Origin of the sequence: Paenibacillus vandeheii (genome assembly GCF_030433635.1) — a bacterium.
GTDB classification, from domain to species: domain Bacteria; phylum Bacillota; class Bacilli; order Paenibacillales; family Paenibacillaceae; genus Paenibacillus; species Paenibacillus vandeheii.
The window spans coordinates 35,433-55,604 of the sequence record NZ_JAROCD010000023.1 but is presented as its reverse complement, the minus strand read 5'-3'; the positions used below and the strand labels follow the sequence as shown (position 1 = coordinate 55,604).

The 20,172-nt window shown below is 47.2% G+C and carries 23 protein-coding genes and 1 other annotated feature; of the genes, 21 read left to right on the top strand and 2 right to left on the bottom strand.

From position 1 onward, the window contains the following. Nucleotides 1-12 precede the first annotated feature (12 nt). Nucleotides 13-1,089 (top strand): DNA integrity scanning diadenylate cyclase DisA, encoded by a 1,077-nt coding sequence (gene disA / locus P5G61_RS30275; RefSeq protein WP_079348924.1) that lies wholly within the window; start codon nucleotides 13-15, stop codon nucleotides 1,087-1,089. 43 nt (nucleotides 1,090-1,132) lie between these two features. Beyond that, complete coding sequence (gene pssA, locus P5G61_RS30270; RefSeq protein WP_301249850.1) at nucleotides 1,133-1,864, top strand: CDP-diacylglycerol--serine O-phosphatidyltransferase; 732 nt, start codon at nucleotides 1,133-1,135, stop codon at nucleotides 1,862-1,864. Nucleotides 1,865-1,998: 134 nt separating this feature from the next. On the opposite strand, the gene P5G61_RS30265 is transcribed toward pssA, so the two are convergent. Then, complete coding sequence (locus P5G61_RS30265) at nucleotides 1,999-2,394, bottom strand: nucleoside triphosphate pyrophosphohydrolase family protein (RefSeq protein ID WP_079348943.1); 396 nt, start codon at nucleotides 2,392-2,394, stop codon at nucleotides 1,999-2,001. Nucleotides 2,395-2,568: 174 nt separating this feature from the next. Here P5G61_RS30265 and P5G61_RS30260 point away from each other — a divergent pair, with 174 nt between their 5' ends. The 4 genes from P5G61_RS30260 (at nucleotide 2,569) to gltX (ending at nucleotide 6,419) form a co-directional block, all read left to right on the top strand. Continuing rightward, nucleotides 2,569-3,654, top strand: coding sequence for a PIN/TRAM domain-containing protein (locus P5G61_RS30260; RefSeq protein WP_285080669.1), 1,086 nt, complete (start codon nucleotides 2,569-2,571; stop codon nucleotides 3,652-3,654). A 102-nt stretch (nucleotides 3,655-3,756) separates the two neighbouring features. Beyond that, complete coding sequence (gene ispD, locus P5G61_RS30255) at nucleotides 3,757-4,449, top strand: 2-C-methyl-D-erythritol 4-phosphate cytidylyltransferase (RefSeq protein ID WP_301249848.1); 693 nt, start codon at nucleotides 3,757-3,759, stop codon at nucleotides 4,447-4,449. After that, nucleotides 4,446-4,922, top strand: a complete 477-nt coding sequence (gene ispF / locus P5G61_RS30250; RefSeq protein WP_301249847.1) for a 2-C-methyl-D-erythritol 2,4-cyclodiphosphate synthase — start codon at nucleotides 4,446-4,448, stop codon at nucleotides 4,920-4,922. The genes ispD and ispF overlap by 4 nt, the downstream gene beginning before the upstream one ends. Before the next feature lie 33 nt (nucleotides 4,923-4,955). Then, nucleotides 4,956-6,419 carry a glutamate--tRNA ligase gene (gltX, locus tag P5G61_RS30245; protein ID WP_285080667.1) on the top strand — a complete coding sequence of 488 codons (1,464 nt, stop codon included), beginning with the start codon at nucleotides 4,956-4,958 and terminating at the stop codon, nucleotides 6,417-6,419. A gap of 139 nt (nucleotides 6,420-6,558) precedes the next feature. On the opposite strand, the gene P5G61_RS30240 is transcribed toward gltX, so the two are convergent. Next, a complete protein-coding gene (locus tag P5G61_RS30240) occupies nucleotides 6,559-6,801 on the bottom strand; it encodes a hypothetical protein (protein ID WP_301249845.1) in 243 nt (80 codons plus the stop codon). 213 nt (nucleotides 6,802-7,014) lie between these two features. Between P5G61_RS30240 and cysE the strand changes: the two genes are divergently transcribed. From cysE to rpoB, 15 genes are all read left to right on the top strand, one after another. Continuing rightward, complete coding sequence (gene cysE, locus P5G61_RS30235; protein WP_301249843.1) at nucleotides 7,015-7,680, top strand: serine O-acetyltransferase; 666 nt, start codon at nucleotides 7,015-7,017, stop codon at nucleotides 7,678-7,680. A gap of 29 nt (nucleotides 7,681-7,709) precedes the next feature. Then, nucleotides 7,710-9,110 carry a cysteine--tRNA ligase gene (cysS, locus tag P5G61_RS30230; protein WP_301249842.1) on the top strand — a complete coding sequence of 467 codons (1,401 nt, stop codon included), beginning with the start codon at nucleotides 7,710-7,712 and terminating at the stop codon, nucleotides 9,108-9,110. Next, nucleotides 9,095-9,631 carry a Mini-ribonuclease 3 gene (locus P5G61_RS30225; RefSeq protein ID WP_435874307.1) on the top strand — a complete coding sequence of 179 codons (537 nt, stop codon included), beginning with the start codon at nucleotides 9,095-9,097 and terminating at the stop codon, nucleotides 9,629-9,631. The genes cysS and P5G61_RS30225 overlap by 16 nt, the downstream gene beginning before the upstream one ends. 85 nt (nucleotides 9,632-9,716) lie before the next feature. Continuing rightward, entirely contained in the window at nucleotides 9,717-10,463 is a 747-nt protein-coding gene (rlmB, locus tag P5G61_RS30220) for a 23S rRNA (guanosine(2251)-2'-O)-methyltransferase RlmB (RefSeq protein WP_024633603.1), read from the top strand. Nucleotides 10,464-10,468: 5 nt separating this feature from the next. Next, the gene (locus P5G61_RS30215) at nucleotides 10,469-10,990 is read left to right on the top strand and encodes an NYN domain-containing protein (RefSeq protein ID WP_301249840.1); all 522 of its coding nucleotides are present in this window, start codon (nucleotides 10,469-10,471) and stop codon (nucleotides 10,988-10,990) included. A gap of 171 nt (nucleotides 10,991-11,161) precedes the next feature. Beyond that, complete coding sequence (sigH, locus tag P5G61_RS30210; RefSeq protein WP_024633601.1) at nucleotides 11,162-11,806, top strand: RNA polymerase sporulation sigma factor SigH; 645 nt, start codon at nucleotides 11,162-11,164, stop codon at nucleotides 11,804-11,806. 304 nt (nucleotides 11,807-12,110) lie between these two features. Then, entirely contained in the window at nucleotides 12,111-12,260 is a 150-nt protein-coding gene (gene rpmG, locus P5G61_RS30205) for a 50S ribosomal protein L33 (RefSeq protein WP_072735843.1), read from the top strand. A gap of 21 nt (nucleotides 12,261-12,281) precedes the next feature. Continuing rightward, nucleotides 12,282-12,473, top strand: coding sequence for a preprotein translocase subunit SecE (gene secE, locus P5G61_RS30200; protein WP_053779219.1), 192 nt, complete (start codon nucleotides 12,282-12,284; stop codon nucleotides 12,471-12,473). 22 nt (nucleotides 12,474-12,495) lie between these two features. Further along, on the top strand, nucleotides 12,496-13,029 hold the full coding sequence (gene nusG, locus P5G61_RS30195) for a transcription termination/antitermination protein NusG (RefSeq protein ID WP_024633599.1): 534 nt from the start codon (nucleotides 12,496-12,498) through the stop codon (nucleotides 13,027-13,029). Between the two features lie 68 nt (nucleotides 13,030-13,097). Continuing rightward, nucleotides 13,098-13,523, top strand: a complete 426-nt coding sequence (gene rplK, locus P5G61_RS30190) for a 50S ribosomal protein L11 (protein WP_053779217.1) — start codon at nucleotides 13,098-13,100, stop codon at nucleotides 13,521-13,523. Nucleotides 13,524-13,618: 95 nt separating this feature from the next. Then, complete coding sequence (gene rplA, locus P5G61_RS30185) at nucleotides 13,619-14,311, top strand: 50S ribosomal protein L1 (protein WP_024633597.1); 693 nt, start codon at nucleotides 13,619-13,621, stop codon at nucleotides 14,309-14,311. Between the two features lie 67 nt (nucleotides 14,312-14,378). Beyond that, nucleotides 14,379-14,526: a sequence feature (ribosomal protein L10 leader region), on the top strand. A gap of 23 nt (nucleotides 14,527-14,549) precedes the next feature. Continuing rightward, a complete protein-coding gene (gene rplJ / locus P5G61_RS30180; RefSeq protein ID WP_301249836.1) occupies nucleotides 14,550-15,053 on the top strand; it encodes a 50S ribosomal protein L10 in 504 nt (167 codons plus the stop codon). Nucleotides 15,054-15,124: 71 nt separating this feature from the next. Further along, a complete protein-coding gene (rplL, locus tag P5G61_RS30175; RefSeq protein ID WP_301249834.1) occupies nucleotides 15,125-15,487 on the top strand; it encodes a 50S ribosomal protein L7/L12 in 363 nt (120 codons plus the stop codon). 96 nt (nucleotides 15,488-15,583) lie between these two features. Then, nucleotides 15,584-16,201 carry a class I SAM-dependent methyltransferase gene (locus P5G61_RS30170; protein WP_301249853.1) on the top strand — a complete coding sequence of 206 codons (618 nt, stop codon included), beginning with the start codon at nucleotides 15,584-15,586 and terminating at the stop codon, nucleotides 16,199-16,201. A 393-nt stretch (nucleotides 16,202-16,594) separates the two neighbouring features. After that, entirely contained in the window at nucleotides 16,595-20,140 is a 3,546-nt protein-coding gene (gene rpoB / locus P5G61_RS30165; protein WP_301249832.1) for a DNA-directed RNA polymerase subunit beta, read from the top strand. Nucleotides 20,141-20,172: the final 32 nt, after the last annotated feature.

Genomic DNA, 20,172 nt, shown 5'->3' with positions numbered 1-20,172 from the left:
GGGCATAACAAGATGAAAGATTCGAGCCAACTGGATAATATGAACGAATTGTTAAGGCTGATCGCACCAGGTACACCTTTCCGCGAAGGTCTGGAGAACGTGCTGCGCGCCAAGACGGGTGCACTGCTGGTTGTAGGATACAGCCCTGAAGTGATGGAAGTGGTGGATGGAGGATTCTCGATTAACTGTGATTTCTCCCCGAACTATCTGTATGAACTCGCCAAGATGGACGGTGCCATTATCCTTAGCGAGGATTTGAAGCGAATTCTATACGCCAATACTCAGCTCATTCCTGACTCATCCATCTCTTCATCTGAGACGGGGATCCGTCACCGGACGGCTGAGCGTGTCGCGAAACAAACAGGTAAATTAGTCGTATCTATATCGCAGCGCCGGAATATTATCACCTTATATCAAGGAACACTACGGTATTCCCTCAAGGAAATCGGGGTTATTTTGACCAAAGCGAATCAAGCGATCCAAACCCTGGAGAAATACAAAGCTGTATTGACACAGTCCCTTACAAATCTGAGCGCCTCCGAGTTCGAGGAACTGGTGACGATTCCTGAGGTGGTCAATGTCATTCAGCGTACAGAAATGGTTATGCGCATCAAAACGGAAATCAAACGTTACATTCATGAACTAGGCAACGAGGGACGTCTGATCTCCATGCAGATGGAGGAACTCGTTGGTACAACGGAAGAGGAAGCCTGGTTGCTGTATAAGGACTATGCCCGTGTTGACAGTGATGACAAAATCCGTGAGATTATCGTGGGTCTGAAAAGATTGTCGGACGATGAGTTGCTGGATGCACATCATATTGTACGTCTGCTGGGATACCCTTCGTCAGCGGCTACCTCCGAAGATTCGGTTGCGCCTCGCGGATATCGGGTATTAAATAAGATCCCCCGCCTGCCGAATGTCATTATCCATAACCTGGTGGGTCAATTCGAACAATTGCCTCATGTCATTATGGCTACAATTGAAGAGCTGGACGAAGTGGACGGGATTGGAGAGGTACGCGCCCGGACTATTAAGGAAGGTCTCAAGCGTTTGCAGGAGCAAATGTTTATTGACAGACAGATGTAAGGGTTTGCCTATAACGGCTTGAAAATAATGAGGTGAAACAACGATGTTAACCAGATTCATTCCGAATCTCTTTACCTTGGGTAATCTGTTTCTTGGAATGATGGCAATCCTGCTTGCAATTGATGGGAATTATAGTTTGGCAGCCATTTTGGTCATTATTGCGATGTTGCTTGACGGCCTCGATGGTCGTGTGGCACGGGCACTGAATGCCCAGAGTGAATTTGGTAAAGAGCTGGATTCATTGTCTGACATGGTGTCATTTGGTGCAGCTCCGGCCCTGATTATATTCATGGTCTCGTTTCAGGATGCAACTCCGGTTCTTGCCTGGATCGCAACCGTAAGCTTTCCCATTTGTGGTGCCATCCGGCTTGCCCGGTTTAATGTTCGCCCTGGTATCCCCGGGTACTTCACAGGCTTGCCGATTCCAGCAGCCGGAGGTGTACTGGCTACACTGTCCCTGTTTAACAAGGATATCGGTCCTGTAAGTATGATGATTGCGACGCTGCTGTTATCATATCTGATGGTAAGTTCGCTGAAATATCCCAATTTCAAAAAGGTTGGTCTGCCTCGTAAAGCGATCTGGATTGCACCATGGGTCATCGTCTTTGCGGTAGTGGTGGCAGTCATGTTCCCAGAACAACTATCCAAATTGATCTTTATTCCACTTGTGTTATACGCTCTATATGGAATGAAGCATAATATGCGGACGGCAGCCTCACGTAACCGGGCCAAAAAGCGTAAGGAAGAGAAGTCTTCGCGTCCTTCCGATCGCTAGGCATTCCATCATTCAGGAAATCGGTCGGTCTGTGTCTCCTTTATTAAAACAATACAAAGAAAGCACGTACGCTCCTGAATGGAGAATGCGTGCTTATTTTTGTTTTTCAAATCTATACCTTAACTTACCATTGTTTACGACAAATTGAACATCCCTAACGTCGAACATTTCTGTGACTCGTGATTTACGACTTCTTCCATGTTGATGTCCAGCAGATTGCACAGAGCCGACATATAAAACAGGTTCCGCCCCAGTTCAGAGCTGATCACCTCTTTACAATTCTCGCACAATTCACCTTCCACATGCGTTTCCAGCAGCCCTTTGGATTGAGTAATATCGCTCTCCGGGGCATATTTCTGCTTGGTGGCGTGCAGCTCAATGCAGCCGCATTCGGTAATGGCCTTGGACACGGCGCGGTTGACAGAAGCTCCGGCTTGTCCCGTTTTGGACAGTACATCAATCAGGCTGCGATGACGCAGCAACAGCTCGGAAACTTGATCCTGAAAAGCCTGTAAACTTAGCGTACTCATTTTGCTACTCACCTCGGGATATGAATTGAATTCATTATATGCCAATAATTTACCTTCTTTCAACTGACGATTTCAACATTTCCAAAAAGTTCTTGTAAAGCGGGATTAGCAATCCGGGAATTGGATCATACTGGATATAAAGATGAAGATATATTGAAGGAGGTGCAGGGACTTATGTGGAAAAAAGGCATTTTAACTTTTACAGGATTGTGCGGTGCATGGTTCGGCTACACGGCATATCATCTGGCAGGAAAATCTGTCCCTTGGATGGCTGAATGGATTCAGTCAGCAGGACTGTTAGGGGCTGGGGTAGCAACGCTATTAGGAGCAGTAATGTTTATGTCTGTATGTAACATCGGTGGAACATTAATGGCAACCAGACTGCAGAATGGGATTGATTCTCTGGCAAAGGTGCCGATGAATGAGTTGGCTGCAGGTGCCGCTGGTACCGTTGCTGGTTTACTGGTAGCCTTGCTGTTATATCCTTGTGTGGCATGGCTGGGGACGGCTGGAGAAGTGCTGCAGGTGGCACTGACGGTCGTAAGTAGCTATGCAGGCTATATGCTTGCCATGGCAAAGAAAGACGATCTGGCGGCATTCTGGATGTCAGGACGCTGGGGTCATCCCGAGGTGGACGAGGAAAGACGGCTGGAAGAGCACAAAATTTTGGATACCAGTGTCATTATCGATGGTCGCATCGCAGATATATGCAAAACCGGATTTATTGAGGGCACGATTGTAATCCCGGAATTCGTTCTGGAGGAATTGCAGCACATTGCTGATTCATCGGACTTGCTCAAGCGAAACAGAGGACGCAGAGGGCTTGATATACTGAATAAAATTCAGAAGGAATTGGATGTTAAAGTACTCATCTACGAAGGAGATTTCGAGGAAATTTCCGAAGTGGACAGCAAACTGGTCAAGCTCGCCAAGGTGCTTCAGGGTAAAGTCGTCACCAACGATTTCAACCTGAACAAGGTCTGCGAATTGCAAGGAGTATCCGTGTTAAACATCAACGATCTTGCCAATGCTGTTAAGCCGGTGGTATTACCGGGTGAGGAGATTATGGTGCAGATTATCAAGGATGGCAAGGAGCATGGTCAGGGTGTAGCCTATCTGGATGATGGCACAATGATCGTTGTGGAAGGCGGACGCGAGTACATCGGCATGATGATGGAAGTGCTGGTGACCAGTGTGCTGCAGACGTCAGCAGGACGAATGATTTTTGCCAAGCCGAAACTGTTGGAAAAAGCCCAATAAAGCGGTATGATGGGTAGTGTATCGTTTAACGATATTTTATATCGAAAGTAGATATTTTGTATCTTAAGACGATAAACTGACAGACAAGGCAGGGATTGCGGCATGGATAAAGGGTGGGGTGTTGTCATTGTGGCAGCAGGTCGAGGGACCCGGATGGGAACGACCGAGAGCAAGCAGTTTCTGCTGCTGCAGGACAAGCCCGTTTTCATACATACGCTCGAAGTGTTTGCGGCTTTGGACGAGGTCAGCGAAATGGTGCTGGTCACAGGATCTGCCGATGTTGAACGCTGCCAGGATTGGGTAAAAGAATACCGACTGGAATCACGTGTCCGTGTCATCCCCGGAGGGAAAGAGAGACAGCATTCAGTCCACGAAGGCCTTAAGGCATTGGGGACGGATTGGGTCCTCGTTCACGACGGGGTACGCCCTTTTATAAACCGTGAGCAGATTATGGGGTGTATGCAGGCCGCCATGTCGGGTGGAGCAGCTGTACTGGCCGTTCCAGTGAAGGATACGATCAAACAAGTCAATGCGGAGGGAATCGTTACGGCGACGCCTGACCGCAGCAGTCTGTGGAGCATTCAAACCCCGCAGGCTTTTCGTCTTTCTTCCCTGGTGCTCGCATACGAATCGGCGGAACGGGACGGATTTCTCGGAACGGATGACGCGATGCTGGCTGAACGCCAGGGAATGTCGGTCAAGGTTGTGGAAGGCAGTTATACGAACATCAAATTAACGACACAGGAAGATTTGGAATACGCTGCGTTTATCCTGGGGGGAGAGAAGAAGCGATGATACGTGTAGGACAAGGATTTGATGTACACCAGCTGGTAGAGGGACGCCCATGCATTATTGGCGGGGTGACGATTCCTTATGAAAAAGGACTGCTGGGCCACTCGGACGCAGACGTGCTGCTGCATGCCATTAGTGATGCTATTCTTGGCGCGCTTGCGCTTGGGGATATTGGGAAACACTTCCCGGATACGGATCCGGAGTTCAAGGATGCCGATAGCCTGAAACTGCTGGAGCATGTGTGGCAGTTGGTGAAGGATCGCGGATACCGTCTGGGGAACATCGATTCAACCATTATTGCACAGAAACCGAAGATGGCACCTTACGTTCCCCAGATGGCCGAGATTATTGCCAAGGCACTGGAAGCGGAAGTAACTCAGGTGAATGTCAAAGCGACAACAACAGAGCAACTGGGATTCCCTGGACGGGGAGAGGGCATAGCAGCCCAATCAGTTGTTTGCCTTGTTCGCGTGTGATATCATCAACCAATTAGAGACGGAGGGGATATTATGAGCACTGAAGTTCGCGTGCGTTACGCGCCAAGTCCAACGGGACACCTGCATATCGGGAACGCCCGTACAGCGCTGTTTAACTATTTGTATGCCAAACATAATAACGGCAAATTCATTATTCGTATTGAGGATACGGACGTGAAACGCAACATTGCCGGTGGTGAAGAAAGCCAGCTGAAATACCTGAAATGGCTCGGAATCGAGTGGGACGAAAGTATTGATGTCGGCGGAGAGTACGGACCATACCGCCAGACGGAACGTCTGGACATCTACCGTAAATATACGCAGGAGTTGCTGGACAAAGGTCTGGCTTACCGCTGTTATTGCACAGAAGAAGAGCTGGAGCAAGAACGCGAGGAACAGACGGCACGTGGGGAAACTCCGCGTTATTCGGGGAAACACCGTGATCTGACACCGGAGCAACAGAGTGCATTTGAAGCGGAAGGCCGTGTGGCGAGCATTCGTTTCCGTGTACCGACAGAACAGATATATACGTTTGATGACATGGTAAAAGGGACAATCTCATTCAACAGCAAGGAATCCGGCGACTTTGTCATTGTGAAAAAAGACGGCATTCCCACATACAACTATGCGGTTGCTGTGGACGATCACCTGATGAAGATCTCTCACGTCCTGCGTGGAGAGGATCACATCTCTAATACACCGCGTCAACTGATGATCTATGAAGCGCTTGGCTGGGAGCCTCCGCAATTCGGTCATATGACGCTGATCGTGAATGAAAACCACAAAAAGCTGAGCAAACGGGATGAGTCCGTTATTCAGTTTATTGAACAATATGATCAGCTCGGCTATTTGCCGGAAGCAATGTTTAACTTCATCTCCCTGCTTGGCTGGTCGCCTGAAGGAGAAGAAGAGATCTTCTCGCAGGAGCAGTTAATCTCCATTTTTGATACGAAGCGTCTGTCCAAGAGCCCGGCGGTATTTGATACCCATAAGCTGGCTCACTTGAACAACCATTACATCAAAAATGCGGACCCGGATCGCATTGCCGAAATGGCGATTCCCCATCTGCAAAAAGCGGGACGTATTGCTACTGAGCTGTCTCCTGAACAGAAAGAATGGGCATATACGCTTGTTCACCTCTATCAGGAGCAGATGAATTCTGCCTCCGATATCGTGGAATTGTCGGAAGTGTTCTTCCGTTCCCACCTGGAGCTGGAAAGTGAAGGTGCCGCTGTACTGGCAGAAGAGCAGGTGCCAACCGTTCTGAAAGCATTTGCTGATAAGGTACAGGCAAGCGACGAATTTACACCAAGCAAGATGGCTGCGCTGATTAAGGAAGTTCAGAAGGAGACCGGATTTAAAGGCAAACAGCTGTTTATGCCAATCCGTGTAGCTCTGACAGGACAAACGCATGGCCGTGATCTAAACCAAACGATTGTATTGCTTGGACGCGATACGGTTATTGATCGATTGCATGCTCAGGTGAAAGGTGCATAAGTAATGCCCTTGTTTTAGTCTACTTTGGACTCAAGGATGGAACTTCGTTCAGACCGATATGAAGGAAGATTGTTGTCAGTCCATAACCTTTTCGCTATAATAGCAACACAAAGGTTAAATGGTATGATTTTATCATTCATCATAAAAACAGCAAAGACCGGGAGAAGTAGGCTGAACCGGACAGATTCAGAGAGGATGGTCCCGCAGTAAAGAACAAGATTCTTTGCTGCGGTGGCTGTGAGCCATCCGCTGTCCGCCAGTCGAAATGCACCCGTGAGCTGCACAGCCGAATCCGGCCCCGCCTCTTGTTTTGTAGAAGAGAGGAAAACGTCAGGATAGGTTGTGACGGTTGGTTCCCGTTACGGAACTGTTGAGGGTTCATTCTTGTGCAAGGATATGAAGCAGCTATAACAGGCTGCTCAGTTCTTGTATGTTAAGGCATGAACCGAGCAGAGTGGGACCGCGATAAACGCCTCTGCAGCTTAAATAGCTGCAGAGGCGTTTTCTGTTTAGGTCGAGTCGGAAGTACACTACCATGAGGGCCGCGCCATCCGGTAAGCCGGAGGACGAAGACCTGAACAAGAGGGGAACGAGCATGTTCAAGAAGATCAGATCAGATATCCAGGCGGTGTTTGAAAACGATCCGGCGGCCCGGGGTTGGTTTGAGGTTGTATTTACCTACTCGGGGCTGCATGCGATATGGGCGCACCGGATGGCACACTTTTTATACAAGCGGAAATGGTTTTCTTTCGCCCGCTTCATTTCACAGGTCAGCCGTTTTATGACAGGCATCGAAATCCATCCTGGGGCTACCATTGGCAATCGGTTGTTTATTGACCATGGCATGGGAGTCGTAATTGGGGAAACGTGTGAAATCGGGGATGATGTTGTCATCTATCAGGGAGTAACGCTTGGCGGGACGGGTAAAGAAAAAGGGAAGAGACATCCGACAATTGGCAATAATGTGGTTATATCATCCGGGGCGAAGGTGCTGGGTTCCTTCAGTGTGGGGGATCAATGCAATATTGGTGCGAACTCAGTTGTGCTGAAGGAAGTCCCTTCAAATAGCACCGTTGTAGGCATACCGGGCAGAATCGTGAAGCAGGATGGGCGCCGGGTGGACCGTCTGAATCAGCAGCTTCCCGATCCGGTCATCGATTCCCTGCGCAACATGCAGCAAGAGATCGAACAATTGCGTGAAGAAGTGCGTACTTTGAAGAGTACCCGTGAAAGTGAGTTTTGCCGTGGTACAATAGAATAATGATGGAAACGGATGAAAGGAAAGTGACTATGACGCTTCAAATTTACAATACGATGAGTCGTACCAAAGAGAATTTTGTTCCCCAAGAGCCAGGAAAAGTGAAAATGTATGTGTGCGGGCCAACGGTATATGATTACATTCATATCGGGAATGCACGTCCGGTTATCTTTTTCGACACGGTTCGCGGATACCTGGAACAGACCGGTCATGAGGTGAACTATGTTGTGAACTTCACGGATGTTGATGACAAGCTCATTCGCAAAGCCGAACAGCTTGGCACAGATGTCCCTCATGTCGCTGAGAAGTTTATTGCGGCTTACTACGAAGACCTCGAAGGACTGGGTATTCCAAAGGCAAGCAGTAATCCAAGAGTGACGGAAAACATGCCGCTCATTATTGATTTTATCCGTGAGCTGGTTGAAAAGGACTTCGCGTATGAAAATGGCGGTGACGTATATTTTCGCACAGGCAAATTCGCGGAGTATGGCAAACTGTCAAAACAAAACCTTCAGGAATTACAGTTTGGAATTCGCATTGGCGTAGATGAGCGCAAAGAGCATCCGGAAGACTTCGTGCTCTGGAAGGCTGCGAAGCCGGGTGAAATTTTCTGGTCCAGTCCATGGGGCGATGGTCGTCCAGGCTGGCATATTGAGTGCTCTGCTATGGCACGGGAGTACCTGGGCGATACGTTGGATATCCACGGTGGAGGACAGGATTTGCAGTTCCCGCATCATGAGTGCGAATGCGCTCAATCCGAGGTGTTGACTGGCAAACCGCTGGCAAACTACTGGATGCATAATGGATTTATCCGTATTGATAATGAAAAAATGTCGAAATCACTCGGTAACGGTGTGCTTGTTAAAGACCTTCGAAATCAATATAAACGCGAAGCCATTCGATACTTCATGCTGTCTACTCACTATCGCAACCCGTTGAATTTTACGGAAGATACGATGGAACAGGCACAGAATAGTGTGGACCGGATTGCCAATAGCGTGGGCAACCTGAAACATCGCTTGCAGGCTGTAAGTGTGGACCAGGCTGTGTCAGCAGAGTTCGCTGCAAGGCTGGAGCAAATTCGTCAGCAGTATCATCAGAAAATGCAGGACGACTTCAATACGCCTGATGCAATTACGGCGCTGTTTGAGTGGGCTGGGGAAGCTAACCAACTGCTGCAGCAAGATGTAGTGAATGCTGCGGACATTCGCGCTCTGTTGGAATTGTTCAGTGAGCTGAATGCGGTGCTTCGGATCTATACTGATGCTGAACCGGAGCTGTTGGACGAAGAAATTGAACGTCTAATTGAAGAACGCAACGAAGCACGTAAGACCAAAAACTGGGCACGTGCTGATGAAATTCGGGAAGAACTATCTGCCCAGGGCATCTTGCTTGAGGATACGGCTCAAGGAATGAGATGGCGGCGCAAATGAGCGAGGAACAACTAAATAAGTTGTCTGAATCTGTCGAGCATGTCGAGCAACCGAAGCAACAACAGCCAGATGAACAGTCTTTGCAAGTTGACCAAGGGGGATGGTTTCCTTATCCCCCATCTCGGCCTGCACGGTTGATTCCACCCATAGCTCTTGCCTATATAGGCGATGCAGTATATGAGGTAGCCGTACGACAATATCTGTTATCTAAAGCCAACATGCGCCCCAACCATCTGCACCGTAGTGCGACAGGCTTGGTATCGGCGAAGGCACAGAGCCGTATTCTCACCGGTATTGAGGCTGAACTGACTGAGGAAGAACGTGACATTGTCAGACAAGGTCGTAATGCCAAGTCCGGCAGTATTCCCAAAAACGCAGACGTTTTGGAATATAGACATGCCACAGCTTTGGAATGTCTGATCGGTTACCTGTATAGCAGTGGTCGGCATGATCGCATGATTGAACTGATTCGTCAGGGTATCGAGCATGCCGAACAAAATTTGCAATTACCTACAAAATAATATTAATTACAACAAAACCGCTCTGTAAGGTGCGCTGATCATGGCGTAGTGAATTACAAGGCGTTATAGAGAGGATCGAATAAAGATGGAAGAAGAATGGATCGCCGGTAAGCACTCCGTGACGGAGGCGCTGCGTTCAGGCCGGACCATTAATAAAATATGGATTGCAGATACCGCGCAAAAACATCTGACTCAACCGATTATCACGGAAGCGAAAAAACTTGGTATTGTCATTCAGCATGTAGACAAGCGTAAACTGGATCAGACGGTCCCGGGCGTTCAACACCAGGGAGTGGTGGCGCAAGCGGCACCTTACGCTTATGTGGAGGTTGAAGATATTCTTGCTGCAGCGGCTGCAAAAAATGAACATCCATTTTTGATTTTGCTGGATGAGATTGAAGATCCGCATAATCTTGGATCTATTTTGCGGACGGCCGACTGCACAGGTGCCCATGGTGTCATTGTACCTAAACGGCGCTCAGCTGCAGTTACTGTGACCGTATCCAAAACATCAGCAGGTGCGGTGGAGTACGTGCCCGTTGCTCGTGTAAGCAATCTGGGTCAAACCATTGATCGTCTTAAGGAAGAGGGCGTATGGGTTGTGGGCACGGATGTTGCTGCTCAGGAGAGCGTGTTCGGAAACGGAGTCTTTACAGGCCCGGTAGCCCTCGTGATCGGGAACGAAAACAAGGGAATGGGACGGCTCATTCGTGAAAAATGTGATGTGCTGATCAAATTGCCGATGCAAGGACAGATTAATTCCCTGAATGCTTCCGTGGCAGCGGGGGTTGTCATGTATGAAGTGCTCCGCTCGCGCCAAGCGCAGGACTAGAAGATATGGCTGATTCCCGTGATGTGCTTCTTGTAGACGGGTACAACATGATTGGTGACTGGCCGGAACTATCCCGATTGGCGGAGAGAGGATTGGAGGAGGCCCGCAACAGGCTTCTCTCTCGTCTAGCCGATTATCAGGCATTCTCCGGCTTGAGAGTCATTGTTGTTTTTGACGCTTACCTCGTGCCTGGACTCGGTAAATCCTTTACACAGAGCAAAGTGCAGATCTTTTTTACAAAGGAAAAAGAGACGGCAGACGAATGCATTGAGAGACTCGTTCGGGAACTAAGCACGCGAAGACGCCAAATCTATGTGGCTACAAGCGATATGGTAGAGCAGCACGTCATTTTTGGACAGGGAGCTCTGCGTATATCCGCAAGGGAATTGCTGATCGAAGTAGAGCAGAACGAAAAAGAGCTACAAAAACGTCTGGAAGAAGATCAGGCTAAAGCAACGCGAAATACAATTGGCGGGAAGTTAAGTCCGGATGTTTTGAAGCAGTTTGAGCGATGGCGACGGGAATAACAGCACGATTTTACAGAAATTAGAATTTTGCAACTCTTGACAATTATGTTATTGATGTTCTTTTTTAGGCAGAGCGTGGTTGACGGTGTGAGGTACCATCATATATACTGATCCTATATTTCATAGAGTAGAGTAACGGGGTACCTTGCGTTGCAGCCGGAGGGATTGTCTGTGAGTGTCGACCTCAAAGATATCATGTTATCCAAGTATGATTACCAAAGTGACGAAGACATTGTCGAAGCGGTCCGTGAAGGTGAAAGCGAAGCGCTGGAGTTTTTGATTAACAAATATCGTAACTTTGTACGCGCCAAGGCAAGATCTTATTTTCTGATTGGAGCTGACCGGGAGGATATCATTCAAGAAGGAATGATTGGACTCTATAAATCCATTAGGGATTTCAAAGGGGACAAGCTCGCTTCTTTCAAAGCTTTCGCCGAGTTGTGTATTACACGACAGATTATTACGGCAATCAAGACAGCAACACGTCAGAAGCATATTCCGCTTAATTCTTATGTATCACTGGACAAGCCTATTTATGACGAAGAGTCCGATCGTACGTTACTCGATGTGATTTGTGGAACACAGGTCAGCGATCCGGAAGAGCTTATCATCAATCAGGAAGAGTTTGTGGGCCTGGAAGATAAGATGTCTGAGATTCTGAGTGATCTGGAACGTAAAGTATTGATGTTGTATCTGGACGGGAGATCTTATCAAGAGATTGCAGTGGATTTGGACAGACATGTGAAGTCCATAGATAATGCATTGCAGCGCGTGAAGCGCAAACTTGAAAAGTACCTGGAAGTTCGAGATAATTGAACACATGTTGTCGTTGACGGAAAAGGCTCGGGGTTTGAGTCTTTTTTTGCTGCCTTAAGTTTATAAAGTAAAAGAATGATTATACTAGTAATCGCTTGGTCCATGCAGGAGAAGAGAAAAAACAGAGATGCGAAACCAAATGTGTTTGCAAGGAACTTTTACCCAAACATGAAAGGCTATTCTTTCATTGACAGGGTTATACCCATATGATAAAGTGTTTTAGGTAGGCCTAAATTCGCGGCTTTTTTTTAGGATCAATTTAGAGACTCCGCTTCAATGTGGAAGTCTTCGGGAGGTGTACATCATGCGGGTAATTATTACTTTGGCTTGTACGAACTGCAAACAAAGAAATTACACTACGACGAAAAACAAGCGTAATCACCCCGACCGCATGGAGATGAAGAAATTTTGCAAGTTTTGTAACGAGCAGACTTCTCATCGCGAAACCAGATAGTTTTTTGGAGGTGTAGTCGGCGTGAAACGTAGTTTCAAATCTCTGATTTCCTTTTTCTCTGAAAGCTGGGCTGAACTTAAAAAAGTTCGCTGGCCTAATCGTAAAGAGCTGACCAACTACACATTGATCGTTCTTGGTACTGTTGTGGTTATGACGCTGTTTTTTTGGGTCATTGATATCGGCATCTCCGCTGTGATCGAAGCGATTATTTAAGAAGGGTCCCAGGTGGCTTGATATGGAAAAAAGATGGTACGTCGTTCATACCTATTCAGGGTATGAGAATAAGGTCAAAGCCAATTTGGAAAAACGCGTAGAGTCCATGGGCATGGAAGACAAGATTTTCCGCGTTCTTGTTCCTATGGAAGAAGAAGTGGTGAACAAAGACGGTAAGAAAAAAACCGTTATGCGTAAAGTTTACCCCGGTTATGTCTTGGTCGAAATGGTCCAGACGGATGACTCTTGGTATGTTGTTCGCAACACACCAGGTGTTACGGGATTTGTCGGTTCGACAGGTTCCGGGTCCAAGCCAACAGCCTTGCTGCCTGAAGAAGTGGAACAAATTCTGAAGCATATGGGCATGGTTGAGCCGAAGCCTAAAATTGAATTCGATATTAAGGAATCCGTACGTATTAAAGTTGGTCCTTTTGCGAATTTTGTGGGCTCCGTGGAAGAAATTTTGGTAGACAAAAGCAAGTTGAAAGTGCACGTGAACATGTTTGGGCGGGAAACACCGCTTGAGTTGGAATACACGCAAGTGGAGAAGATATAGTTTCTTCAAGTTTCTTGTGGGAGGGCTGAGAGGCCCGTTAACCACTATTTTGCAAGGAGGTGTCAATCATGGCAAAAAAGGTAATCAAAATGGTAAAACTGCAAATTCCAGCAGGTAAAGCGAATCCAGCGCCTCCGGTAGGTCCAGCTTTGGGTCAAGCAGGTGTCAACATCATGGCATTCTGTAAAGAGTTCAACGCTCGTACAGCCGATCAAGCGGGATTGATTATTCCTGTTGAAATCACAGTATTCGAAGACCGTTCCTTTACTTTCATTACTAAAACTCCACCAGCAGCAGTTCTGTTGAAAGTGGCAGCTAAAGTAGAAAAAGGATCTGGCGAACCGAACAAGAAAAAAGTCGCTACCGTTAAACGTGATGCGGTACGTCAAATCGCGGAACAAAAAATGCCTGACCTGAATGCAGCGAACGTTGAGTCCGCTATGCGTATGGTCGAAGGTACTGCCCGCAGCATGGGTATCACCATCGAAGACTAATTTTTCATCTGAAACATGGCTTCGTAAAGCCGGCCGATTCGCGGCCGGTTGATGTGGGAGGTATATCCGCTAACACCACAAAGGAGGAATATAACATGGCTAAACACGGTAAAAAATACCTGGAAGCTGCTAAGCTGATCGACAGCGAAGCAACTTACGAGCCTTCTGAAGCTGTAGAGCTTGTGAAGAAGGCAGCCACTGCAAAATTCGATGAAACGATCGAAGCAGCAGTACGCTTGGGCGTAGACCCACGTAAACAAGACCAGGCCGTACGTGGTGTTGTTGTCTTGCCACACGGCACAGGTAAAACACAACGCGTATTGGTATTTGCAAAAGGTGACAAAGCGAAAGAAGCGGAAGCGGCTGGCGCGGATTATGTTGGTGATGCAGACATGATCAACAAAATTCAACAAGGCTGGTTCGAATTCGACGTCTGCGTAGCGACACCGGATATGATGAGTGAAGTGGGTAAATTGGGCCGTCTGCTCGGCGGTAAAGGTCTGATGCCTAACCCTAAAGCCGGAACGGTAACTTTCGATGTATCCAAGGCTGTTCAAGAAATTAAAGCCGGTAAAATCGAATATCGTCTGGATCGTGCAGGTCAAATTCATGCACCGATCGGTAAAGCTTCTTTCTCTGCAGAGCAACTGAATGAGAACCTTAAAGCTCTCATGGATGCTTTGACTCGTGCTAAACCGGCGGCAGCAAAAGGTGTTTATCTGAAGAATGTAAGTCTTTCTTCCACGATGGGCCCTGGCGCACGCGTGAACGCAGCATCTTTTAGATAATATTTCTTGACAGGCTTGTCCTGTTCTGATATTCTATAAAAGTTGTGAGTCCGAGTGACTGACCGTTGACATTTGAATATGCTTGCCGTAGACAGTAGGTGCCATATGGCTTAATTTCCTGCCGAGGTGTGATTATAGAACTTAGAACGATGCAAATCGGTTATGAGTATATATCAAGCCTTCGTGATTCTACGGAGGCTTTTCTTAATGGGATAAATTTGATCAGGAGGTGTACAGTTTGGCAAACGCAAAAGTGATTCAAGCAAAACAAGAGTCCGTTGATGCAGTAACAGCAAAATTGCGCGAGAGCGCTACGACCGTTGTTGTTGACTATCGCGGATTGAACGTTGCCCAAGTAACTGAGCTGCGTAAGCAGCTTCGTGAAGCCGGAATCGAATTCCAAGTGCTGAAAAACTCGTTGCTTCGCCGCGCAGCAGCTGCAGCAGAACTGTCAGAACTTAATGAAGTACTGACAGGTCCTAGTGCAATTGCATTCAGCGTAGACGACGTTGTGGCTCCAGCCAAAATTCTGAACGACTTCGCGAAAAAGAACGATGCACTGGAATTGAAAGGTGCAGTTGTAGAAGGTCGCGTAATTGGAGTAGAAGAAGTCAAAGCGTTGGCAGAATTGCCATCCCGCGAAGGTCTCCTCTCCATGCTCCTCAGCGTGCTTCAAGCGCCAGTGCGCAACTTCGCGCTTGCGGTTAAAGCAGTTGCAGAAAAAGAAGAACAAGGCGCGTAAGCAACTTGATCTAAATGCTGCTTAGGCAGTAATGAAATAAAAAAAATAATATTATATATGGAGGTTCAATCATGAGTAAAGAGCAAATCTTGGAAGCAATCAAAGGCATGACTGTACTGGAACTGAACGATCTCGTTAAAGCAATCGAAGAAGAATTCGGCGTAACTGCTGCAGCTCCAGTAGCTGTTGCAGGTGCAGGCGCTGCTGCTGCAGAAGCTGAGCAATCCGAGTTCGACGTAATCTTGACTAGCGCTGGTGCATCCAAAATCAACGTTATCAAAGCAGTTCGCGAAATCACAGGTCTTGGCCTGAAAGAAGCAAAAGAAGTAGTTGACAATGCTCCAAAAGCATTGAAAGAAAAAGTTAGCAAAGAAGAAGCAGAAACGGTTAAAGCTAAGCTTGAAGAAGCAGGCGCTACAATCGAAGTTAAATAATTTGGCTTTCATTAGCTAAATGAACAAAACAACAAACCCCTTGACTTATATCAAGGGGTTTGTTGCTGTAATTGTAAATGGAAAGTGAGTGAGGACATGTCCAATCATTATTATTCGGACAAACCGCAGGTGGCACATGACAGACGGGCTACAGAAGCGGAGCTACGCGGATGGAAATTACGACTCGTTACGGATGCAGGGGTATTTTCCAAAAACGGAATCGATTACGGCAGCAGAGTGCTAATTGATGCTATAGAGTTGACTGCTGGAGCTTATGTACTGGATGTGGGTTGCGGGTATGGGCCGATTGGTCTTACCGCAGCTAAACTTGTACCGGATGGACATGTCACCATGATCGATATCAATGAGAGAGCAGTAGAGCTTTCCAGGGAAAATGCAAAAGCGAATGGCATATCGAATGTAACCGTTATGCAAAGCGATCTTCTGGCTGAAGTTAAGAAGGAAGACTTTGACGCGATTCTGACCAATCCTCCGATCCGTGCGGGTAAAGAAACTGTGCATATGATCTTTGAACAGGCATATCGTCATTTGAAGGTGGGCGGAGCGTTATGGATTGTCATTCAGAAAAAGCAGGGAGCACCTTCGGCAAAAGCGAAGCTGGAATCTCTCTTTGGACGAGTGGAGGAAGTAACGAAGGATAAAGGCTACCGAATTTTCAAAGCGGTAAAAATGGAAGAAGAGCATTTAGGCTAAATCCTGATTTGTAAAGTAAGCAGGGGAGCATTTTTTTTGCAATAGGACTATTGACTTGAAATTCAGGTCGTGTTATTATTGTAAAATGTCAGTATTAAGATGCCCTACTTGGCTTTAGCTAACTAAAAATGTCAACCTTTTTTTGCGCCGAACGGGCTTATTATGCCTACGTTTGGCGTATAATATGTACATTTTGGGCAAACTGGGGATAAGTATGATTTGGAAAGACATCCGCCGATCAAAGTTGCTCTTTTTTCGAACGACATTCGAGTAAGGGCTTTTCTTTATTTGTGGATGCATTGCTTTGCTCTGTATGTGTACCATTATAAGGTTACAAACAGAGGTTCGCAACGAAATTTTTAAAGTGAGTAGACATTGAGGGGTGAGTTTAAGTTGGCAGGACATCTTGTTCAATATGGTCGACGCACTCGGCGCAGTTATGCACGAATTAACGAGATACTCGAAGTTCCGAACCTGATTGAAATCCAACAAAAATCTTACGATTGGTTTTTGGAGGAAGGGTTGCGCGAAATGTTCCAGGATATCTCGCCGATCCAGGATTTTACAGGTAACTTGATTTTGGAATTTATCGACTACAGTCTCGGTGAACCGAAGTATACAGTAGACGACGCGAAAGAGCGTGACGTTACTTATGCAGCACCGCTTCGGGTCAAAGTCCGGCTCATTAATAAGGAAACCGGCGAAGTCAAAGAGCAGGAAGTATTCATGGGAGATTTCCCGCTGATGACCGACACCGGCACATTTATTATTAATGGTGCGGAACGGGTTATTGTCAGCCAGTTGGTTCGCTCTCCTAGCGTTTACTTCAGTACCAAAGTAGATAAAAACGCCAAAAAAACGTATACCGCTACAGTTATTCCTAACCGCGGCGCTTGGCTCGAACTGGAGATGGACGCGAAGGATGTTGTTTACGTCCGGATCGACCGCACACGTAAAATACCGGTGACGGTTCTCCTGCGTGCACTTGGTTTTGGCACAGACGCTGAGATTCTGGATCTGCTCGGTAATGACGAATATATCCGCAACACGCTGGACAAAGACAATACCGATTCTACGGAGAAAGCGCTGATTGAGATTTATGAGCGTCTTCGTCCGGGCGAGCCGCCAACGCTTGATAACGCGAAAAGCTTGCTTGTCGCTCGTTTCTTTGATCCAAAACGTTATGACCTTGCTAATGTGGGTCGTTACAAAATCAACAAAAAGCTTCACATCAAGAACCGCTTGTTCAACCAACGTTTGGCTGAGTCTCTTGTGGATACCGAAACCGGTGAAATTATTGCCGAAGCAGGTCAAATGATAGACCGTCGTCTGTTGGATGAAATCATGCCGCAGTTGGAGAACAGTGTTGGTTTCCGCACATATCACGTCGCTAACGGCGTTTTGGATGCCAATGATATCCCAATGCAAACGATTGATGTGTTTTCACCGATTGAGGATGGTAAAGTCGTTAAACTGATTGCCAATGCAAACATTGATAAATCAGTGAAGAACGTTACACCGGCTGACATCATTTCCTCCATCAGTTACTTCCTTAACCTTCTGCATGGCATCGGAAGCACGGATGATATCGATCATCTGGGTAACCGTCGTCTTCGCTCGGTTGGTGAACTCTTGCAGAACCAATTCCGTATCGGTTTATCCCGTATGGAACGTGTAGTTCGTGAGAGAATGTCCATTCAGGATGCTAACGTAATCACGCCTCAGGCTCTGATTAACATACGTCCTGTTATCGCATCCATTAAAGAGTTCTTCGGTAGCTCCCAATTGTCACAGTTTATGGATCAAACGAACCCGCTGGGTGAGTTGACGCATAAACGCCGTCTGTCCGCACTCGGACCAGGTGGTTTGACACGTGAGCGTGCAGGCATGGAAGTCCGTGACGTGCATCCATCCCACTATGGCCGGATGTGTCCGATCGAGACGCCAGAGGGACCAAACATTGGTTTGATCAACTCCCTGTCTACATTTGCCCGTGTGAACGAATATGGTTTCATTGAAGCTCCTTATCGTTGGGTAGATCCGAAGACTGGTGTCGTAACCGAGCAGATCGATTACTTGACAGCAGACGAAGAGGACAACTATGTAATCGCTCAAGCGAATGCGAAGCTGAATGAAGACAGTACATTTGAAGAAGAAGCGATCATTGTACGTTATAACAAGCAATCGGATAACATCCTTACGATGCCGAGTGAACGTGTTGACTACATGGACGTATCTCCTAAGCAAGTTGTATCTGTCGCTACAGCGCTCATTCCGTTCCTTGAGAACGATGACTCCAACCGTGCACTTATGGGATCGAACATGCAGCGGCAGGCCGTTCCACTCTTGATTCCAAAAGCACCGCTTGTTGGTACAGGTATGGAACATAAAGCCGCAAAAGACTCCGGTGTATGTATTGTCTCCAAATATGACGGGATTATTGAACGTTCTTCTGCGAATGAGATTTGGTTGCGTCGTGTTGAAGAAGTCGATGGTCAAGAAGTCAAAGGCGATATCGTTAAATATAAATTACACAAATTTATGCGTTCGAACCAAGGAACATGCATTAACCAACGTCCGATTGTCAAAAGAGGTGCTGTTGTAAAAGCTGGCGACATCCTTGCAGACGGTCCTTCGACGGAAATGGGTGAGTTGGCACTGGGACGTAACGTCGTTGTTGCCTTCATGACTTGGGAAGGTTACAACTACGAGGATGCGATCCTGCTCAGCGAAAAACTCGTGAAGGAAGATGTCTACACATCTATCCATATCGAGGAGTATGAGTCTGAAGCACGTGATACAAAGCTCGGACCTGAAGAGATCACGCGTGATATCCCTAACGTTGGGGAAGAAGCGTTGCGTAATCTGGATGAGCGCGGTATTATCCGTATCGGTGCAGAAATCAGTGCTGGTGACATTCTGGTTGGTAAAGTAACACCAAAAGGTGTAACGGAACTGACTGCAGAAGAACGTCTCCTGCATGCGATCTTCGGTGAGAAAGCACGTGAAGTACGTGATACTTCCCTGCGTGTACCTCACGGTACTGACGGTATCGTAGTCGATGTAAAAGTCTTTACCCGTGAAAACGGTGATGAACTGCCTCCAGGTGTTAACCAGCTCGTTCGTGTCTATATTGCTCAAAAACGGAAAATTTCCGAGGGTGATAAAATGGCCGGACGTCACGGTAACAAAGGGGTCGTGGCTCGTATCCTGCCGGAAGAAGATATGCCTTTCCTGCCGGACGGTACACCAGTTCAAATCGTTCTTAACCCGCTGGGCGTTCCTTCCCGTATGAACATCGGTCAAGTGCTTGAAGTTCACTTGGGTATGGCAGCCATGCAGCTTGGTATTCACGTAGCAACTCCTGTATTCGACGGAGCGAAGGAGTATGACGTCTTCGATACGATGGAAGAAGCAGGTATGCAGCGTAATGGTAAGACCGTTCTGTATGATGGTCGTACCGGTGAAGAGTTCGAACGTGAAGTTACTGTTGGCGTCATGCATATGATCAAGCTGGCGCACATGGTTGACGATAAAATCCATGCTCGTTCCACAGGTCCTTACTCACTCGTTACACAACAGCCTCTGGGTGGTAAAGCCCAGTTCGGTGGACAACGTTTCGGGGAGATGGAAGTATGGGCGCTTGAGGCTTACGGTGCCGCGTATACACTGCAAGAGATCCTGACGGTTAAGTCCGATGATGTTGTAGGTCGGGTGAAAACGTATGAATCCATTGTCAAAGGCGAGAATGTTCCAGAACCAGGTGTTCCTGAATCATTCAAAGTATTGATCAAAGAGCTGCAAAGCTTGGGTATGGATGTCAAGATTTTGAGCGAAGATGAGCAAGAGATTGAAATGAAAGAAATGGACGATGAAGATGACGCTGCGAGCGATAAGCTCAGCCTCAACCTTGAGGGTACAGAGGTCGGAGCGGAATAACCGCTTCGGGCGCATGATGACCGGCGCTTTTC

What these genes read in the sequence shown, in the direction of transcription:
- disA (WP_079348924.1), top strand. Translation starts at nt 13, where the DNA reads ATGAAAGATTCGAGCCAACTGGATAATATGAACGAATTGTTAAGGCTG.
- pssA (WP_301249850.1), top strand. Translation starts at nt 1,133, where the DNA reads ATGTTAACCAGATTCATTCCGAATCTCTTTACCTTGGGTAATCTGTTT.
- P5G61_RS30265 (WP_079348943.1), bottom strand. Translation starts at nt 2,394, where the DNA reads ATGAGTACGCTAAGTTTACAGGCTTTTCAGGATCAAGTTTCCGAGCTG.
- P5G61_RS30260 (WP_285080669.1), top strand. Translation starts at nt 2,569, where the DNA reads ATGTGGAAAAAAGGCATTTTAACTTTTACAGGATTGTGCGGTGCATGG.
- ispD (WP_301249848.1), top strand. Translation starts at nt 3,757, where the DNA reads ATGGATAAAGGGTGGGGTGTTGTCATTGTGGCAGCAGGTCGAGGGACC.
- ispF (WP_301249847.1), top strand. Translation starts at nt 4,446, where the DNA reads ATGATACGTGTAGGACAAGGATTTGATGTACACCAGCTGGTAGAGGGA.
- gltX (WP_285080667.1), top strand. Translation starts at nt 4,956, where the DNA reads ATGAGCACTGAAGTTCGCGTGCGTTACGCGCCAAGTCCAACGGGACAC.
- P5G61_RS30240 (WP_301249845.1), bottom strand. Translation starts at nt 6,801, where the DNA reads ATGAACCCTCAACAGTTCCGTAACGGGAACCAACCGTCACAACCTATC.
- cysE (WP_301249843.1), top strand. Translation starts at nt 7,015, where the DNA reads ATGTTCAAGAAGATCAGATCAGATATCCAGGCGGTGTTTGAAAACGAT.
- cysS (WP_301249842.1), top strand. Translation starts at nt 7,710, where the DNA reads ATGACGCTTCAAATTTACAATACGATGAGTCGTACCAAAGAGAATTTT.
- P5G61_RS30225 (WP_435874307.1), top strand. Translation starts at nt 9,095, where the DNA reads ATGGCGGCGCAAATGAGCGAGGAACAACTAAATAAGTTGTCTGAATCT.
- rlmB (WP_024633603.1), top strand. Translation starts at nt 9,717, where the DNA reads ATGGAAGAAGAATGGATCGCCGGTAAGCACTCCGTGACGGAGGCGCTG.
- P5G61_RS30215 (WP_301249840.1), top strand. Translation starts at nt 10,469, where the DNA reads ATGGCTGATTCCCGTGATGTGCTTCTTGTAGACGGGTACAACATGATT.
- rpmG (WP_072735843.1), top strand. Translation starts at nt 12,111, where the DNA reads ATGCGGGTAATTATTACTTTGGCTTGTACGAACTGCAAACAAAGAAAT.
- nusG (WP_024633599.1), top strand. Translation starts at nt 12,496, where the DNA reads ATGGAAAAAAGATGGTACGTCGTTCATACCTATTCAGGGTATGAGAAT.
- rplK (WP_053779217.1), top strand. Translation starts at nt 13,098, where the DNA reads ATGGCAAAAAAGGTAATCAAAATGGTAAAACTGCAAATTCCAGCAGGT.
- rplA (WP_024633597.1), top strand. Translation starts at nt 13,619, where the DNA reads ATGGCTAAACACGGTAAAAAATACCTGGAAGCTGCTAAGCTGATCGAC.
- rplL (WP_301249834.1), top strand. Translation starts at nt 15,125, where the DNA reads ATGAGTAAAGAGCAAATCTTGGAAGCAATCAAAGGCATGACTGTACTG.
- P5G61_RS30170 (WP_301249853.1), top strand. Translation starts at nt 15,584, where the DNA reads ATGTCCAATCATTATTATTCGGACAAACCGCAGGTGGCACATGACAGA.